General features: G+C 33.2%; 17 protein-coding genes and 1 tRNA gene. 7 read left to right on the top strand and 11 right to left on the bottom strand.

The window, feature by feature from the left end; genetic code table 11:
* Positions 1-17: 17 nt before the first annotated feature.
* From KQI85_RS06960 to KQI85_RS06925, 8 genes are all read right to left on the bottom strand, one after another.
* On the bottom strand, positions 18-2,006 hold the full coding sequence (locus KQI85_RS06960) for a DNA topoisomerase (RefSeq protein ID WP_216575363.1): 1,989 nt from the start codon (positions 2,004-2,006) through the stop codon (positions 18-20).
* 64 nt (positions 2,007-2,070) lie between these two features.
* Positions 2,071-3,435: an ATP-binding protein gene (locus KQI85_RS06955; RefSeq protein WP_216575362.1), complete on the bottom strand. Its 1,365-nt coding sequence runs from the start codon at positions 3,433-3,435 to the stop codon at positions 2,071-2,073.
* Between the two features lie 108 nt (positions 3,436-3,543).
* Positions 3,544-5,913, bottom strand: a complete 2,370-nt coding sequence (locus tag KQI85_RS06950; RefSeq protein WP_216575361.1) for a homocysteine S-methyltransferase family protein — start codon at positions 5,911-5,913, stop codon at positions 3,544-3,546.
* On the bottom strand, positions 5,903-6,577 hold the full coding sequence (locus KQI85_RS06945) for a methionine synthase (protein ID WP_216575360.1): 675 nt from the start codon (positions 6,575-6,577) through the stop codon (positions 5,903-5,905). The genes KQI85_RS06950 and KQI85_RS06945 overlap by 11 nt, the downstream gene beginning before the upstream one ends.
* Before the next feature lie 43 nt (positions 6,578-6,620).
* Positions 6,621-7,676: an aldose epimerase family protein gene (locus KQI85_RS06940; RefSeq protein ID WP_216575359.1), complete on the bottom strand. Its 1,056-nt coding sequence runs from the start codon at positions 7,674-7,676 to the stop codon at positions 6,621-6,623.
* 171 nt (positions 7,677-7,847) lie between these two features.
* Positions 7,848-8,933, bottom strand: a complete 1,086-nt coding sequence (gene asd / locus KQI85_RS06935) for an aspartate-semialdehyde dehydrogenase (RefSeq protein ID WP_216575358.1) — start codon at positions 8,931-8,933, stop codon at positions 7,848-7,850.
* A gap of 168 nt (positions 8,934-9,101) precedes the next feature.
* Positions 9,102-9,569 (bottom strand): PH domain-containing protein, encoded by a 468-nt coding sequence (locus KQI85_RS06930; protein WP_216575357.1) that lies wholly within the window; start codon positions 9,567-9,569, stop codon positions 9,102-9,104.
* A 156-nt stretch (positions 9,570-9,725) separates the two neighbouring features.
* Positions 9,726-9,796: transfer RNA gene (locus KQI85_RS06925), tRNA-Thr, on the bottom strand.
* Between the two features lie 388 nt (positions 9,797-10,184).
* Here KQI85_RS06925 and KQI85_RS06920 point away from each other — a divergent pair.
* From KQI85_RS06920 to KQI85_RS06900, 5 genes are all read left to right on the top strand, one after another.
* On the top strand, positions 10,185-11,063 hold the full coding sequence (locus KQI85_RS06920) for an ATP-binding cassette domain-containing protein (RefSeq protein WP_216575356.1): 879 nt from the start codon (positions 10,185-10,187) through the stop codon (positions 11,061-11,063).
* Positions 11,056-11,727: a hypothetical protein gene (locus KQI85_RS06915; protein ID WP_216575355.1), complete on the top strand. Its 672-nt coding sequence runs from the start codon at positions 11,056-11,058 to the stop codon at positions 11,725-11,727. Before KQI85_RS06920 ends, KQI85_RS06915 begins: the two co-directional genes overlap by 8 nt.
* A gap of 47 nt (positions 11,728-11,774) precedes the next feature.
* Complete coding sequence (locus KQI85_RS06910; RefSeq protein WP_216575354.1) at positions 11,775-12,143, top strand: GntR family transcriptional regulator; 369 nt, start codon at positions 11,775-11,777, stop codon at positions 12,141-12,143.
* Positions 12,144-12,213: 70 nt separating this feature from the next.
* Positions 12,214-12,912 (top strand): ATP-binding cassette domain-containing protein, encoded by a 699-nt coding sequence (locus tag KQI85_RS06905; protein WP_216575353.1) that lies wholly within the window; start codon positions 12,214-12,216, stop codon positions 12,910-12,912.
* On the top strand, positions 12,912-13,376 hold the full coding sequence (locus KQI85_RS06900) for a hypothetical protein (protein WP_216575352.1): 465 nt from the start codon (positions 12,912-12,914) through the stop codon (positions 13,374-13,376). Before KQI85_RS06905 ends, KQI85_RS06900 begins: the two co-directional genes overlap by 1 nt.
* Positions 13,377-13,648: 272 nt before the next feature.
* On the opposite strand, the gene KQI85_RS06895 is transcribed toward KQI85_RS06900, so the two are convergent.
* Positions 13,649-14,623: a bifunctional oligoribonuclease/PAP phosphatase NrnA gene (locus tag KQI85_RS06895; RefSeq protein ID WP_216575351.1), complete on the bottom strand. Its 975-nt coding sequence runs from the start codon at positions 14,621-14,623 to the stop codon at positions 13,649-13,651.
* Between the two features lie 497 nt (positions 14,624-15,120).
* On the opposite strand from KQI85_RS06895, the gene pdxS reads away from it, so the two are divergent.
* Together pdxS and pdxT are read left to right on the top strand one after the other, a co-directional pair.
* Positions 15,121-15,996, top strand: a complete 876-nt coding sequence (pdxS, locus tag KQI85_RS06890; protein ID WP_216575350.1) for a pyridoxal 5'-phosphate synthase lyase subunit PdxS — start codon at positions 15,121-15,123, stop codon at positions 15,994-15,996.
* An 11-nt stretch (positions 15,997-16,007) separates the two neighbouring features.
* A complete protein-coding gene (gene pdxT, locus KQI85_RS06885; protein ID WP_216575349.1) occupies positions 16,008-16,619 on the top strand; it encodes a pyridoxal 5'-phosphate synthase glutaminase subunit PdxT in 612 nt (203 codons plus the stop codon).
* 228 nt (positions 16,620-16,847) lie between these two features.
* Here pdxT and KQI85_RS06880 read toward each other — a convergent pair whose 3' ends face one another.
* Together KQI85_RS06880 and KQI85_RS06875 are read right to left on the bottom strand one after the other, a co-directional pair.
* Positions 16,848-17,687: a DegV family protein gene (locus KQI85_RS06880; RefSeq protein WP_216575348.1), complete on the bottom strand. Its 840-nt coding sequence runs from the start codon at positions 17,685-17,687 to the stop codon at positions 16,848-16,850.
* A 291-nt stretch (positions 17,688-17,978) separates the two neighbouring features.
* A complete protein-coding gene (locus KQI85_RS06875; protein WP_216575347.1) occupies positions 17,979-19,274 on the bottom strand; it encodes a M18 family aminopeptidase in 1,296 nt (431 codons plus the stop codon).
* Positions 19,275-19,395: the final 121 nt, after the last annotated feature.

The following is a 19,395-nucleotide window of genomic DNA, read 5'->3' as shown; positions in this document are numbered from 1 at the left end:
TTTTTACCTCCATCTGTCTATTTATAATTATCTGCTGTCTGATCAAAAAATATCTTCAGACCATATTGATTGTTAAGACTCATCACATATGACGTTCGTCTTGAGACAAACCCTTCAAGTTTTGCCATATATTCATCTGATGTTATTGTTCCTTCTGCCACCATTGTAAGTCCTTTTTCCCAACTTGCTGTAAGTTCAGGATTAAGAAGATGTTTTATTGAATTAGCTACAACATCATATATCATCTCACCTAATTGTGAGGGTGTAATTATCTGAGTCTTTTTGTTAAGATTAATATATTTTATATTAACAAGTTTTTTAAGAATCTCAGCTCTTGTTGCACTTGTTCCAATGCCACTTCCTTTTATCTGTGCTCTAAGTTCTTCATCTTCTATAAGCTGACCTGCATTCTCCATTGCGAGAATAAGATTACCTGAATTATACCTTTTAGGAGGTGATGTCTCACCCTCTTTTATGAATAATGTATTAATAGGCAATTCAGTTCCTTTTTTAAGTGTCGAAAGTGCCTGAAGAAACTCATTATCACATTTTACATCTTCTGTCTGATCTGTATCATTCTTCTTTTTATCAAAAGAATTACCAGTAACTTTAAGATATCCTTCACTTACAAGTACTTTAAAACTTGCAAAAAACAGCTCATCCCTAAGTTTTATCTTAAGACTTATCTTCTGATATACTGCAGGTGGATAGAATATACTTAAGAATCGTCTTACTATCGTCTCATACACATTCTGTGATGCAACTGAGAGATTATTAAGTTCTCTAAGTCCCTGCCCTGTAGGTATTATTGCATAATGATCTGTTATCTGCTTATCATTAACATATCTTGTCTTTGCTATATTTTTATAAGAAGTACCATTAAGTATGTCACCTGCATATTCTTTTGCAATTCCATAACCAAGAAGTCCTTTTATATTTCTTGATATCTCTTTTGCAACTGCAGTTGATAATACTCTGGCATCTGTTCTTGGATATGTTACAAGCTTTTTCTCGTATAACTCCTGAACAATATTAAGTGTCTGATCAGGACTTATCTTGAACATTCTTGAACATTCATTCTGAAGTTCTGCCAGATTGTATAATAATGGTGGATTCTTATTCTCTTTTTTCTTTTCAATACTCATAACAGTTGCATTACCTGGTTCTTCATTAAACCATTTGATGAACTTTTCTGCTACTTCTTTTTTCTTAAAACCATTCTCTTTATACAGATGTGGTGAAGCATAGAATATTGAGCCTTCAACAGCTCTCCATTCTGCTTCTATCTCTCTTGTATCAAGTGCGAATTTACCAAGCACTCTGTAGAATGGTGTCTTTACAAATGAACGAATCTCACGCTCTCTTCGAACTATCATCCCAAGTACACAAGTCATAACTCTTCCTACAGATATAACTGTATAATCAGTCTTTAGATATCTTGAGATTGCATTCCCGTATTTGAGTGTAAGAAGTCTTGAAAAATTAATCCCCATAAGATAATCTTCCTTAGCTCTAAGATAAGCTGCATCTGAAAGATTATCGTATTCAGACAAATCTTTCGCTTCTTTTACACCTCTTAATATCTCTTCTTCTGTCTGTGAATCTATCCAGACTCTTTTTCTTTGTTTATCTTTAACTCCTGCAAGTTGTTCGACAAGGCGATATATATATTCTCCTTCTCGTCCTGAGTCAGTACATACATATATTGTATCAACGTCTTCTCTTGTAAGGAGACCTTTTACTATATTAAATTGTTTGCTTACTGCCGGAATAACTTCATATAAGAATTCCTTCGGTAAGAATGGAAGTGTATCATATGACCACTTTTTGTACTTCATGTCATATACTTCCGGATAACTCATTGTGACAAGATGACCGACACACCATGTAACTATCGTATCCTGCGATTCTATATAACCATCTTTCTTTGGTCCTGTTACTTTAAGTGCTTTGGCAAATTCCTGTGCCACACTTGGTTTTTCAGCTATAAACAGAGATTTTCCCATTTATTTCCAACTTTCCTTTTCATCTGGCTTATTCATATATAAACCTTATTTCTCCCTATATTGTCTATAATTCATTAATACTTACAAGTACAACATTATCATTGTCTTGTTCTATCCTCTTAATCTGTGCATCAAATGCACCTTTTGAAAAGACATATATATAATCAGGTGATATCTCAGAGAGTGCCACTGTATCAAGAAATTCTTCATACATAGCAGATGTCATAACTTCTTCTTTCCAGTTACATATAGCAACTATATGTTTGCCATCCTCACCTTCTATTACTATGTCTATATTGCCACTTTTTCCCCACCAGCTGCCTTTTCTTTTTATCTTAACTGGCAATTTGTTAATACGGTTCATAAGTTCTAAATATTCAAGTGCTACATTTACGAATGTCTCTTCAACAAATGCATCTATTGTTGAAGATATATATCTATCATAAAACTCTTTTCCTGTAAGCATCTCAAGTCTTGACATATTAGGATATATATATCTATACCAGAAATATACATAGTTATCTTTAATTCTATATATTCCTTTTTTCGTATGTTCTTTTCCTTCACTGTCATAAGAGAATACTTTTTCAACAATCTCAAGTTCTATAAGATTCTTAATATATACACTTATCTTATCTCTTCCAAATCCTGTATAGTTATGCAATTCATTAAGCTTGTACATTCCCTGGGCAATTGCACCTAATATAGTACTGTATACAGAAGTCTCTCTAAGTTCTTCTTTTACAAATGAATGTCCTTCATATTTCATCATAGAACTGTCTGCAAGATAATTCTCAGCTATATTGTCTATAACTGTTCTGTCTTTATCCCACTGTGCAAGATAACCTGGTATTCCTCCTGTTATCGCATATACTTCAACAGTCTGTTCTACTGTATATTTAGGGAACATACGTACAACTTCTATGAATTCAAGTGACTTAAGCTTAGTAAATGCATTAATCTCAAGTGCATTAACACCTATATGAGAGATCATATTATTCTCAACCCATCCTATTGACGAACTTGTTAAGATTATCATTATATGTCCCTCATATAATCTGTTATTCTTAAGTGCTATAACAGCTTCCATGAATTCATCATCATATTTGGCTATATTCTGAAATTCTTCTATTATAATAAGCTTCACTGGTGATGGTATCTTAGCCGTCTCTATAAATATATCTTCATATGTATTATCTTCTATATTGCTCTCTAACAATTCATTGACTTCTCTCTTAAGCTGATTAATCTGCTCAATCTTAGAAGCTGGTCTTGCATGATAATAGAGACATGACTTATTACTTACAAACTCTTTTAACAGATGCGTTTTTCCTATATATTTTCTGCCATATAGGACTGTAATTGTATTCTCTTTACTGTTATATCTGTCTTCTAATGATTGTAACTCTGTATTTCTTCCAAGTAACATAACATGCCTCCTGCTCTCAAATTTCTTTTAGATTATAGCACACTTATTCTAGTATTTCCACCAAAACATAATTCTTAAAATACTTGCCAATGTATTGCATTTTTGTCACTATCCTAATACTTTTTTTGCAATATCTACAGACTCTTTTGCATCTTTTGCATAATAATCTGCACCAATCTTAAGTGCATAGTCCGGAGTAAGAACTGCTCCGCCGACCATTACTTTACATTCGTGTCCACTTTTTCTAAGCAACTCTATTGTCTTCTCCATACTTACAAGTGTGGTTGTCATAAGTGCGCTAAGCCCTACAAGTTTTACATCTTCCTTTATTGCAGTCTCAACTACTGTCTCATAAGGAACATCTCTGCCAAGGTCTATTACATTATATCCATAATTCTCAAGAAGTACTTTTACTATATTCTTGCCAATATCATGTATATCACCTTTTACAGTAGCAATTATTATCTTGCCTTTGCTTACCGGTGCATTATTTTTCTTAACCATATCTTCTTTTATTGCTTCAAATGCAGCCTGTGCAGCTTCTGCTGACATTATTAGCTGTGGAAGAAAGATTTTGCCTTTTTCAAATTCTGCTCCTGTTACATCAAGTGCCGGTATTAACATATCATCAACTATCTTAAGTGCTTCTGCTCCTTCATTTAGCATCTTCTCAGTAAGTCTCTTTGTCTCACCTTTTAGTCCACTTAGTATCGCCTGTTTTATATCCATCTGCTTTGTCTCGCCTGATACATTTTTCCTAATATCACCATTTGCCTGGTTGTATGCTTCAATATATTCAACCGAATTCTTATCTATGCCTGTTAACAGATTATATGATCTTACAGCTCCTGTCATAGATTCTACATTAGGATTAATAATAGGAAGATCAAGTCCATAAGTAAGTGCCATTGTAAGGAAATTGTGATTAATCAGTTCTCTGTTTGGAAGTCCGAATGATATATTAGATACACCAAGAACTGTTCTTAATCCTAATTCATCTTTTACCATCTTAAGTGCATTAAGTGTCTCCATTACACCATCCTGTTCTGCAGATGCTGTTAATGTAAGACAGTCAATGAATACATTTTCCTTTGATATTCCATATTCTTTTGCATGTTTTTGTATCTTCTTTGCAATCTCAAAACGTTTTTCTGCCTTCTTAGGTATACCGCCATTATCAAGCGTAAGTCCGACTACTGATGCACCATATTTTTTGACTAATGGAAGTATATTCTCCATTATCTGTTCTTCACCATTAACTGAATTGACTATTGGCTTACCATTATATACTCGAAGTCCTGCTTCAAGTACTTCTGGCATTGTCGAATCAAGCTGTAATGGAACATCTGTTATTGCCTGAATTGCTTTGACTACACGAACCATCATATCTTTTTCATTAATCTCCGGAAGTCCAACATTAACATCCAGAATATCAGCACCTGCGTCTATCTGTTCTAAAGCTTTTCCTAATATATAATCTATATCATTATTCTTAAGTGCTTCTTTAAAAAGTTTTTTTCCTGTAGGATTAATTCGTTCACCAATAATTCTTGGTCTGTCTATAACAACTGTATTACATGGTGTACATATTGCACTTTTTGCTACAACTTTATTGATTGCAGGTTTTACTCCTTCAAGTGCATTTTTCAACTCTTTTATAAATTCAGGTGTTGTACCACAGCATCCTCCATATATCTTAACTCCTATATCAGCAAGCCTTGCCATATATTCAGCAAATTCCTTAGCTGTTACATTATAAAGATTAGTCTCAGGATCCGGAAGCCCTGCGTTAGGCTTAACTATCATAGGCAGTGTTGTCCATCTTGCAAGTTCTTCAACTATTGGATACATCTCTTTTGGACCAAGTGAGCAGTTCATTCCTATTGCATCAACTCCAAGTCCTTCCATAGTAAGTGCCATAGCTGATACACTACATCCTGTGAATGTTCTGTAATTCTCTTCAAATGTCATTGTACACATAATTGGAAGATCTGAATTTTCTTTAGCTGCAAGCACTGCTGCTTTTAATTCATACAGATCTGTCATTGTCTCAAATACTATAACATCTGCATCATCTCTTCCTGCTACAACAATCTCCTTAAATATATCATAGGCTTCTTCAAATGTAAGTGTTCCTGTAGGTTCAAGTAGCTGTCCTATCGGTCCTACATCAAGTGCAACGTATGTACCAAGATCTTTTACTGCCTCTTTTGCATTAGCAAGTCCTTTTTTTATAACTTCACTTACTGTATATTCTGAATCTTTTAATTTATGCCTGTTTGCACCGAATGTATTGGCATATATTATATCAGAACCACTTAAGGCATAAGCTCTGTGTATATCATATAATATCTCAGGACTGGTAAATCCTAATACTTCTGGTATCTCTCCAAGCTGCATTCCTGCTGCCTGAAGCATTGTTCCCATTCCGCCATCTAATATGACGCATTCTTTTTCTAATAATTTTTTAAAATCCACAATGTGTTCCTCCTGCCCTGAATTTGCATCTTTCGTTCATACTACAGCTTATACAACCTCTTGTTTTGGCTTTAAGTGGTTCTTTTGACAAACCGATTATCGCTGTTACTGATTTGGTAGGTGTTAACATATCACCTGCTGTTACTGATACGCCCATTGTTTTTGGTGCATCAAGCACATTAAGGAAACTGCCCTGTATCTCAATTGGAAGATCTCCATATCCAGGACTGAATCTCCATGTAAAATAGTAATCTTTTACATTATCTCTTATAAGCCTCTCTGCTTCATTACAGACATACTCTACAGATACACTTGCAAGTGCATCCATAATAACTGCTTTTGCCATTCCTCGAATCTGCGTCGTCCTTATAAGTCTGTCAACTTCCTGTCCGGATGTCGCACACATAAGAATTACTTTTTCGCAGCCTTCAAGATGCTCTCTAATTGACTCCCCCGTAAACACAAGTGTTGTACCGGGTATATATATTCCGTCATCTTTCCATTCGATATCAAATATCTTATAGGCAAATGCGGGTTTTGCTATATCTGTTATCTGTTTTTCACATTCATCAAGTATCTTTTTTACCTGTTCATCCGGCTCATTATTACCATATCCAAGATATCTTAATGCTTCTTTTTTATCTAAACTTTCAATTTTTTGCATAATGTCAATTCCTTACCAAATCATTACTTTTGCATATATTAATCTACTCTGTTACAAACTTATATACAGTTGTTGTATTATATACTTCTCCTGCTTTAAGAATTGTTGAAGCAAAGTTCTCATGGTTATTAGCATCTGGAAAATACTGTGATTCAAAGCATACACCATCTCTCTTTTTGTAATAATGTCCGCCTTTGCCTTTTTTATCTCCTCCAAGGAAATTACCTGTATATAGCTGAATTCCCGGAAGATCTGTATATACTTCCATTGTTATACCTGTTTTTTCACTATGTAACTTAGCTACAAGTTCATTATCGCCTTCATTCTTAAGTACATAATTATGATCGTAACCGCCTGCAAGAATTAGTGGTTCGTATGAAGCATCAATATCTCTGCCAAGCTTCTTCATCTCTCTAAAATCCATAGGTGTTCCTGTTACATCACATAATTCTCCTGTAGGTATTAATTCACTGTCTGTAAGTGTAAATGCATCTGAATTAATATATACTTCATTATCAAGCACACTGCCTGCATCATGTCCTTCAAGATTAAAATATGAATGATTAGTCATATTAGCAATTGTATCTGCATCTGAAGTTGCATTATATGTAATCATCACTGCATCATCATCTGTAAGTGTATATTTTACTGATACACTAAAGTTACCTGGATATCCCTGATCCATCTCCGGACTTACAAGTGTGAATTCAACTCCCTGTCCATCCTGTGCAAATTCTTCAGCATCCCATACTCTGTTCTGAAAAAGATCCGGACCACTATGAAGATTGTTCTTACCATTATCATTCTTCGCAAGTTCGTATGTTATACCATTGATTACAACTTTAGCCCCACCAATTCTATTAGCATTACGTCCAACAACAGCTCCAAGCGAAGGACCATTATCATAATATTCTTCAACATTATCACAGCCAAGTACAACATCTGTCATATTACCATTTTTGTCCTTTACAATTACTGACTGAAGTATTGCTCCATAGTTTGTCATCTTCATTATTGTTCCATTTTCATTAGTTACTGTGTATAAATATACACTTTCCCCATTTTGTGATTTCCCAAATTCTGTTTTTACGATAGACATACCATTCTCTCCTTATATATATTATTTTCTATCTACATTATAACATTCTATCACAATGTTGTAGGTTGAGAAACATCATTTTTATTTTTTATGTTAAAAAAATGACGGAGTGAAATTACTCCGTCATAATTACTTCTTATATTAATATATCATAATCAACTATTATGTCAATTATTTAGCTGTTATATATCCCTGAGCTTTTAATAATTCTGCGATTAATACTGCACCGCCTGCTGCACCTCTTACTGTATTATGTGACAAGCCAACGAATTTGTAATCAAATACTGTATCTTCTCTTAAACGTCCTAATGATACACCAAATCCATTCTCATAGTTAACATCAAGTGTTACCTGTGGACGGTTATCTTCTTCAAGATACTGAATGAAATGCTTTGGAGCACTTGGAAGTTCAAGTTCCTGTGGTAAGCCTTTGAATGCTCTCCATCTCTCTATAATCTCTTCTTTTGAAGGTTTCTTCTCAAAGTTTACAAATACTGCTGCTGTATGTCCATTAAGTACTGGTACTCTGATACACTGTGTTGTTATTACAGGTCCTTCAGCTTTAACAATCTTACCGTCTTCAACATGTCCCCAGATTCTTAATGGTTCCTGTTCACTCTTCTCTTCTTCTCCACCGATGTATGGAATAATATTTCCAACCATCTCTGGCCATTCTTTGAATGTCTTACCAGCTCCTGAGATTGCCTGATATGTTGTAGCAACAACAAGTTTTGGTCCAAATTCTTTTAACGCATGAAGCGCTGGTGTATAACTCTGGATTGAACAGTTAGGTTTTACAACGATAAATCCTTTTTTAGTACCAAGACGTTCTTTCTGATATTTGATTACTTCAAGATGCTCTGGATTAAGTTCTGGTACTACCATTGGTACATCTGGTGTCCATCTGTGTGCACTATTGTTAGATACAACTGGTGTCTCTGTCTTAGCATATGCTTCTTCAATAGCTTTAATCTCGTCCTTAGTCATATCAACTGCACTAAATACAAAATCCACCTGTGATGATACATGTTCAACATCATTAACATCAAGTACTACAAGTTTCTTAACTGCTTCTGGCATTGGTGTATCCATCTTCCATCTTCCACCAACTGCGTCCTCATATGCTTTGCCTGCTGATCTTGGGCTTGCTGCAACAGCAACAACCTCAAACCATGGATGGTTCTCAAGCAATGCTATAAAACGCTGTCCTACCATTCCTGTAGCTCCTAAAATTCCAACTCTCAATTTCTGACTCATTTTTCATTCACCTCATACATAATATTTAAGACTAATTAGATAATGTGTACATTCAGTCAATATTGTCTTTCCCTCGCGTACATTTGTCTTTTATACATTGTATATTATACTAACTCAGAGATAAATGCAATCTTTTTTTAATATTTTTTCAAAAAAAAGTTAATTTTATTAATTATCGTCTTCATGATCGAAGTCATTGTCTACATCTTCAACATCAACTTCCATCTCGTCATAATCTCTTTCGAAGTCAGGATTATGATTCTCAGCTTCTCCAACCATATCTCTGCCTCTTACATGATATTTATCTCTTTCTGCATCAATATAATGTTCAAATATGCTCATTACTTCACGGACATTTTTAACATTTTTTATACAGTTTTCCTGATTATATACTGCACTTGCACTGATATAGATTGTTCCATAATTGAATATTCTTCCAAGAAAATTAATATGAACCTGTTTATCTTTTATCTTATATAGTTCAACTTCATCTTCTACAACATTGATTATTCCACGTCTTATAACAAGTTTATTCTCATAGAGAATATACTTAGTACGGGTAAATGGCAATCCGAATTTGTTCCTGCTTCTGCATTGCCATACAATTTCAGGATTTTTAAATTTCTTCTTTCCCATTATTTTCCTCCTCACAAGCTGCATATATACAGCTTATTTATCTTATTTACATTTGTCATATTTTTGTCTATTATATCAACTTTTCTTTTTATATACAACAAAAAAAGCACACTGAAATGTCTTGATTGTTCAATACACTACAATGTGCTGCTTATAAGCCGGTAGGGAGAATCGAACTCCCAATAATTCATTACGAGTGAACCGTTATACCATTTAACTATACCGGCTTGCAGAATCCATTTTACTATATATTTTATATATTTTCAATGTTTTTTTAATATTCTACAATTTTTTATTTTTAAAATAATTATTCTTATATTGCAAATTACTCTTGACATAGCACATCGTTTGTGTATATACTGTGTATGTTGATATATACAGTATATACACAAACGATATGTACAATATATGCACGAATGACAGTACAGTATATACACAAGTGATATGCACAGTATATGCATGAATGATATGTACAGTAATACATGGCAATATGTAAAATATAGCTAATGGCAGTACCATACCATTATACGCTTACTATTACTAATGGATATTATATGCTTACCAGTAATCCGTTTTTTCAATTACTTAAGCAGACAACTTAAAAGGAGGGATTATATGCTAAACGTCACTAATGTTAATAAACAACTTGGCGATTTTAGATTAAATAATATCAATTTAACACTCGAAGATGGTTATATAATGGGACTTATCGGAGCTAATGGTTCCGGTAAAACATCACTTATCAGACTGCTATGCGGACTCACAAAAAGTGATTCTGGCAGCATAGCCTTTGACAATCTTCATTCAGAGCTTAATGAAGATTCCTATAAGCAGAATATCGGTTATGTTGCAAGTGGTCGTGATCATGGCTTTTTTGATAAGATGTCTCTTGATAAAAATGCACATTTTTTTGGCAAATTCTATAATGAATATGACCATCAGACATTTTTGCAATATGCAAAAGATCTTGAGCTTAACATTAACAAAGATGTATTTGATTGTTCTGACAGTGAGCTTATTCGCTTTGAGTTTGCATTTGCAATGTCTCATAATGCCAGACTTCTTATTCTCGATGAACCTAATGGAAGCTTTGATGACAAACTCAATCGTAAGTTTGCACATATTCTTCGCAAATATATTAACGAACATATGGCATGTGCTATTATTGCTACACATATAACAGAAGAACTTGACAATATTGCTGATTACATCACTATGATTAACAATGGAAATATTGTTTTTTCAAAAGATATCGAAACACTTCTTGATAATTATTTTATTATAAAAGGTGACCGCATAATACGACACAAATATGACAAGCAGGATATCATCTTCTGTGAATCTAATGAATATGGCACAACTGTGTTCATAAAAAACAACGAACGTACCAGAACATGTTCTAAAAGCTTTGCAGATGGTGCGGTAAAAATAATCCGACCTGCCATCGAAGATATTCTGTTTTATGTGATAAAAGGAGGCTATAATCATGCTTAATCAACTGCAAAATCTCAAAATGCAAAAATGTAAACTCTATCCTCAGGCTGAATTAGTTATGGTCTTATCATTCCTATATCCAGCTATTAATTCAGTCAAATCACAATATGCTTTTGTATGGTTTTTTATTAGTATGACAATCTCTATTTTCTTTACATCTATGTATAATGGCATGTTTGTAAAACAGTTCTATCTGTTGCCACTTAGCCACAAAGGAAGAGAACGGATTGTAATACACAATTACTCTACACGAATTATTATATCTCTGTTATTCTATATAGTTGGTGCGATTATATTATCTATTTATGATAACAGTCTGCTGGTATATCTTATTATTGAAGGAGTAATATATACAGCTTCAATATGTGTATTTAATACTCCAATGTCAACAGTAAGTTCGACTGCACTTAAGAAAATATCTGCTATGAGTTTTATTATATATCGTTTAATTATCTCATATCTAAATATGATAATAGCTTCATCTGCAGTAAGTGCATTATATGATCTTAGACATAACAATAGTGACTTCTATGAGTTCATTATTATTGCAATATTCTGTATAATGTCTGTCATATTGACTATTGTGTATTTTAAAAAATACTTTAGAAACGCTGTATTTGTACAAGCTGATTATGAAACAATAACTAGTCTGCTTTCTGAATAATCAATAGTGTTAAAACAGCTTATACATCAACTTAATGGAGGTAATTTATGAGAATAATAATAGATCCCAAGAGCAATTATTCTATCTATGAACAGATTGCAATACAAATCAAGTCCGCTATTGCTTCCGGACAGATTAAAGCAGATGAAGCTCTGCCATCAATAAGAGGTCTTGCATCGTCACTTGAGATAAGTGTAATCACTACTAAAAGAGCTTATGAAGAACTTGAAAAAGAAGGAATAATTCGTTCTGTTGCAGGCAAAGGTTTCTACGTCAATGACATTAATAAAGGCTATCTAAAAGAAAAACAGCTTGTATTCGTTGAAAAGATTGCTACAGAACTTGTAACCGAAGCTAAGAATTCAGGTGTATCAAAAAGTGAACTCATTGATATGATTAGCGAACTCTATGACTAACTTTCATTGTTCGTTTTGCAATTATCTAATTGCCTAAACTATTTAATTATTGTAAAAGGAGACTAAATATATGAATACTCTAGCAACATTAGAATTTAATAATGTAACACTTACCAACCAAACCGATAAAGGTCATATTCCTAATGGCAAGTCTTATCATATAACCAATATGAACTACTCTATTCAAAGAGGTTATATAACGCTTATAACAGGTGATACCTCAACTGACATTGCTTCAATCTGCACTGCATTAGTATCAAAAAAATCAATCTATAATGGCAATATATGCTACAATGGTTGTGATATTACAGACAACTCTTCTATGTGGCTTAACAGACTTGGTTATATCTCTGAGAAAAATATATTCTTTGATGATATGTCAGTTGATATGAATATGCAGATATGTTCAATGATATATTCTGATTTTAACACTGAACTTTTTAACAGTTGGATGCGAACATTTGCTATTAATCAGAATACATTAATAAGTGCATTGTCAAGAGGTGAATTCATTAAATTTCAACTTGCTATTGCTATCGCACACAACTCAGAAATATTACTTTTTGATGAAGCTTTAGCAGGACTTGATATTGTATTTAGAAAAGAGCTTCTTAAAATTGTATCATCACTTATTGACACTGATAATATTGCTGCTATTTTTGTTGCAGAGAATATATCAGAATTAAGAGAACGGGCTGATTATATAATCACTTTTAATAATGGAATCATTGTAAATGCAGACAATACTTATAATATGGAGGTCCTATAATGGAACAGGTATTTGAATTAATAAAATCACAAAAAAAATATGATTATCTTATGAAAAGATTTGTAATTATCATGCTCTCTGCGGCAAGTATAATGGTATCTGCAGTTGCTTATGGTGAGAAAGCTATAATCTTCTCATATTTTGGACTATCGCTTCTTGGAATTGATCAGATTACAGCTTACAGAACAGTCATTACTTATAATTCAAGGAAGATATCTTTCGCTAAGAAATTCGCCTATATGCCAGCTGATTTTACAGCATATAGACAAAAAACTATTAAACAGCTTCTTATAGCTTCACTTTTATATACAATTCCAGGATTTATATTAAGCATTGCAATAGCATATGCAGATGGTATTGCTATACATATTCTGCCAAGAATTGCTTTTACATCTGTGTCATTCTTAGCATTTATGCTATTCGGACTTATTGATATCTATATTAATCTTGGAAAAAATTGTTAATACTTAAAAACTTTGTTAATACTTAAAAAACTTTGTTAATACTTAAAAACTTTGCTAATACTTAAAAACTTTGCTAATACTTAAAAACTTTGCTAATACTTAAAAACTTTGTTAATACTTAAAAATATTGTTAATCTTAAAAACATTAATAAATCTATCATTAACAAATACTCATTATGCAATAACAGCCGAAAATATACATTCTCGGCTGTTATTATATATTCTATCAAATTGTTTATTATAATATTGCTATATTATCAATATAATCTGCTTTATACCGGATATAATCTTCGTATTGCATTAAGAAAATATCTCTCAACGTCTTCCGACTTTATCTCTGACATTCCTTCACGAAATGGTATAAGTCCACCTGCCATTACTGCATGACCGCCACCTTTTCCAATTCCTTTTAAAGCTTCATTGGTTATAAGTCCTGCATCATATATACCTCTATCACAACGTACTGATAATCTTATACCTTCTTTTTTGTATGAATATACTATTGATATTGATACTTCGGATATATCGAGCATAAAATCTGAAATTGTTGCTATTAATGCTTCCGGACAATTATGCCCTGTATTAGCAAAACTTGTTGTATCTATAACTTTAATACTGTTAATCGCATTAGCATAAGCATGCAAATCAGATAGTTGTAATGTACTTGTCTCAAGCTTACTTATAAGTTCCAAATCAGCTTTATAATATAAATCATAAAACATATCCAAATCAAGTTTTGACACACTTCTTGTAAGATTAGCTGTATCTATCTTAATTCCATATAAAAGTGCTGTACATACATCAGGATCTGGTGCAATTCCAGCTTCTTTATAGTATTCAGCAATAATAGATGCACAAGCTCCAACATCAGGACGTATATCTGAATATCCATACTGTGACTGCCCAAATATTCTATGATGATCTATACATAATACTCTGTCTGAACATGTATCAGTAATATTAGAATTACCTCTTTGTGCATCAACAAGAATAATCTCATCATCCTTTAATATCTCCGGAAGCGAATCTATACGATGTATATCTATATTAAGTTTCTTAATCATACTAATAGTAGATAACCTGTCTATCTCCCCTGTATAGATTATCTTTGCTTCTATGTTCTCATATTGTAATAATCTTTGAAGACCAAATGCACTTGATATCGCATCCGGATCTGGAAAATTATGTGTCTGTATATATATCTTGTTCCCACTTATATTCTTTAATATATCTTTAAAATCGGCCATTATTTACTCCTTCCTCTGTCTCAATTCAACTCTCCCTTTTTTTGAATTAAGGCTCTGGCACAATGCATTAACACTCTTCTATTCTCATATAGTATCGGTCTTACAATCCATAAATCTAATGAATGTGCATATATATATTCTTCATATGTTATTGGTATATTCTTATCATACCATATATTATTAATATTATTTTATTATTATGCTCTATTATCTACTATTGACGCTAACACTCAACACATTATATACTCTTCTCACTTTATCTTCTATGGTAATATTTTCCTAATTGCATGTACTAACAGCCTATTATACTTGTACTGCGGTACTTACAAAATCTATCTTTTAAAAATATTTTTTTACTGTACAAATAGGCTGTTTTATAGTGAAAAAGCAACTGGTATGGTCAAATTAATCAAAAGTGGCTATTCCTATCAAGCCATATGCGTATTATAATTCACTCAATTCGCGAATAATATTATATTATAAGGATGATTACAATTATGAAAGATAACAGATATTCATTAAATAAAGAACTTGCCCAGATGTTAAAAGGCGGCGTTATTATGGACGTTACAACTCCTGAACAGGCTAAGATTGCTGAAGAAGCAGGTGCATGTGCAGTTATGGCACTTGAGAGAATTCCGGCTGATATAAGAGCTGCCGGTGGTGTATCAAGAATGAGTGATCCTAAGATGATCCGTGGAATTCAGGAAGCTGTATCAATTCCTGTTATGGCCAAAGTAAGAATTGGTCACTTCGCAGAAGCTCAGATTCTTGAAGCAATCGAGATAGATTATATTGATGAGAGTGAAGTTCTCTCTCCTGCAGATGACATATATCATATAGATAAAACTGCTTTTAAAGTACCTTTTGTATGTGGTGCAAAAGATCTTGGCGAAGCACTCAGAAGAATTAACGAAGGTGCCTCAATGATCAGAACAAAAGGTGAACCTGGAACAGGTGATATTGTACAGGCTGTTCGCCATATGAGAAAGATGAACAGTGAGATCAGAAGAATTGCATCTCTTGAAGATCATGAACTTTTCAACGCAGCTAAAGAATTACAGGTACCATACGATCTTGTAAAATATGTTCATGACAATAAAAAACTTCCTGTTGTTAACTTTGCTGCCGGTGGTGTTGCTACTCCTGCTGATGCAGCTCTTATGATGCAGCTTGGTGCTGAAGGTGTATTCGTAGGATCTGGTATCTTCAAATCAGGCGATCCTGCAAAACGTGCAAGAGCTATTGTTCAGGCTGTTACTAATTATAACAATCCTGCAATTCTTGCCGAATTATCAACAGATCTTGGTGAAGCAATGGTTGGTATCAACGAATCTGAGATTCAGTTATTAATGGCTGAACGTGGTAAATAGGAGGGATTGTAATGTATACTGTTGGTGTACTGGCACTTCAGGGTGCTTTTATAGAACACCGCCAGATGCTTGACCGTCTCGGTGTTGATTCATTTGAAATACGAGAATTAAAAGATATTCACAGACCTATGGATGGAATTATTATACCAGGTGGTGAGAGTACTGTTATTGGAAGACTTCTTAAGACTATCGGAATGTTTGAACCATTAAAAGAACTTATCGACAATGGACTTCCTGTATATGGAACATGTGCAGGCATGATTCTTCTTGCTCAATCTATAGATAATGATAGCAGAACTCATCTCGCAACTTTTCCTGTAAGTGTTAAGAGAAATGCTTACGGAAGACAGCTTGGAAGTTTTTATACTGATGATAATTTTGCCGGTAAAGTTATACCTATGACTTACATAAGAGCACCATATATAAGTGAAGTTTTATCAGATGATGTTGAAATTCTCGCTGTTACTGACGGCAATATAACTGCCGCAAGATATAACAACCAGCTTATAACAGCTTTTCATCCTGAACTTGATGATGATACATCTGTTCATGAATATTTTCTTAATATGATCCATGAACACAATCTCGCTATATCAAGCCAGACTTATGAAAAATGTGTTTAAGTAAAACATATTTATATTAAGATTTTACTTACAATAAAATCTCCTTTACGAATTTCAATTATAGGCTTGTTCAATAATAAAAAGACCGTAACTTCAAGTTGCAGTCTTTTTATTATTTTTAAACATACTATTTACTCATGTAAATACATTGTACTTACATTGTATTTACAAAATATTATATCTTCATATTGTATAAAATATAAGGACCTGACTACCTATATTATACTTTTATACACTTATAACTACTCCACCATCATTAGCATATAATGTACTTACACCTCTTGTATTAACTACAATGATATCTTTGTACTCACAAGACTTTAAGAATGCCTCCTTAAGAACTGCTGCTCTGTCAGGGCAGTTACAATGAGCTATTGATAATACTTTATTCTTAGAGTCTTTCACATCAGAATTAACAATCTCTACAAGTCTCTTAAGTGCTTTATTCATTCCACGAACCTGATCAAGCTGAACAATATCTCCGTCATCAGCTCCCATGATAGGTTTAATATGAAGTGCCTGTGCAATGAATGCCTTAACATTAGAAAGTCGTCCATTCTTTCTAAGATTATCAAGACTCTCAAGTATGAAATATGTACACATTCCATCTCTAAATCTACTAATCTCATCAACTACTTCTTCGAAACTTTTTCCACTCTCGCATAATTCTAATATCTTAAGTGCAATAACTCCTTCTCCTGCTGATGCAGACTTTGAATCACATACATAGACATTATTCTTGCCATCTTCTTCTATATATATATTCCTTCCAAGTTCAGCACTATTATAAGAGCCACTTAACTTAGATGATAATGTTACAACATAGACATCTGTCATCTCATCTGACTCATAAGCTTTAACATACGCATCCGGTGATGGACATGCTGACTTTGGACAACTATCACTCTTCTTCATCTTCTCAATGAATTCAATCTGATTAAAATTCTCATCATCAACAATATTCTCACCATCAACTTCAAGTGTTAATGGTACAAAAACGAAATGTTCATTTTTTCTATATTCATCAGGTAGATCACAACAACTATCTACAACTATTCTGTAGTTCATATATTATCCCTCTCAATCTCATATGGTTTCCATTACTACTTATTATAACACCTAATATCAGTTTTGAAAATATCTATTTCTACATCAAACAGTTCTTTTTTTCTACATCTTTCAACATTATATTCTAACTATGCCATAACATTAAGAAGTTTTTTTGTATAATCAATTCATTATGCCTCAATATTCTGTAAAGTTTATTTTTTAGCTTCATCTCAATATCTTACATTTCTCTAAATATGATTTTTAAAATTTCACAATTCGACATTCTATATATGCCACATTTTGCCAAAATTATTCTGTAAAAAATGCATTAACAAGCTGTTCAAGATATACCTGGTCTTTTACTCCCATCATCTCTCTTGCAGAATGCATAGCAAGCATTGGAATACCAATATCAACTGCTTTCATAGCCATAAGTGTTGAAGCCGGTGAACCAAGAGTACTTCCTGTTGTTCCATCAGATCTATTAGCAAACTTCTGATATTTTACATCATATTTATGACATAACTGTTCTATTATTCCTACTGATTCACAATCTGTTGCATAAGTCTGTGAAGCTGCTCTCTTAATAATAACGCCCTGATTCAGTATATTAACATTAGTAGGATCTGCTTTCTCACTTCTATTTGGATGACATGCATGTGCAACATCAATTGAGAGAAGGAAACCATCTGTAAGATCTCTAAGATATCTATCTCTGTCAAATCCAAGTTTTGCATATACTCTTTCCATTATTATTGTAAGAACTGAAGATGCTGCTCCCTGTTTAGTTCTATTACCAACTTCTTCATTATCAAACATAGCTGCAATATTAAATCCTTCTTCTCTGCCTGCATTAATAATTCCCTGCACACAGCTCTCAACAGATGTTGTATTATCAAGTCTTGGACATGATATAAATTCTTCATTAAGACCTACAAACTGACCTTTATCATAATTATATACATATAATTCAAAATCAAGAATATCATCTTTTGCTACTGATAATTCCTTTGCAAGATATTCCATAAAGAAATCATTCTTATTAAGTTCATCTTCTATAACTGTAGCAAGTGGTATCATATCTGTCTGTCTGTTAAGTTCAATTCCTTCATTAATCTTACGATTCATATGAATAGCGAGGTTTGGAATTGTAAATACCGGTCTGTCAAAATCAACAATCTTCTTCTCAGGTGCAAATACATTATCACTCTTAAGTGACACTCTTCCTGCTACTGAGAGAGGTCTGTCAAGCCATGTATTAAGAATTGGTCCACCATATACTTCTACATTGATTCTTCCATATTCCTTAACCAACATCTCTGGATTAGGCTTAATCGCAAGACATGGGTGATCCGTATGTGATGCTGCTATTCTTATATTGTTATTATCTGCAAACTTCTTACCTATTGTAAATGCTATAACTGATGAGTCAAACACATTAACATAGTATCTGCCACCAAATTGAACATTAAAATCTCCAGTCAAATCAAGGCTCTCAAAGCCTGCCTCTGAAAGTCTCTTCATTGCATATCTAGCTGAAGTAAATGAACATGTAGATGCATTACATGTATCTATTAATCGTTCTGCTGTTTTTCTAAAATCCATTTCAATTCTCCCTTTTAATTTTTAGTTTTATAATTGTCCACTGACAGTTATTTTTAGTATATCTCAATTTATCGGATACTGCAATGTGATTATTACATACCTCATTACATTGCTCACAATA

Origin of the sequence: Falcatimonas sp. MSJ-15 (assembly GCF_018918265.1) — a bacterium.
Lineage (GTDB): Bacteria > Bacillota > Clostridia > Lachnospirales > Lachnospiraceae > Falcatimonas.
The sequence above is the reverse complement of the archived record's forward strand: the minus strand, read 5'-3'. Positions and strand labels throughout refer to the sequence as shown.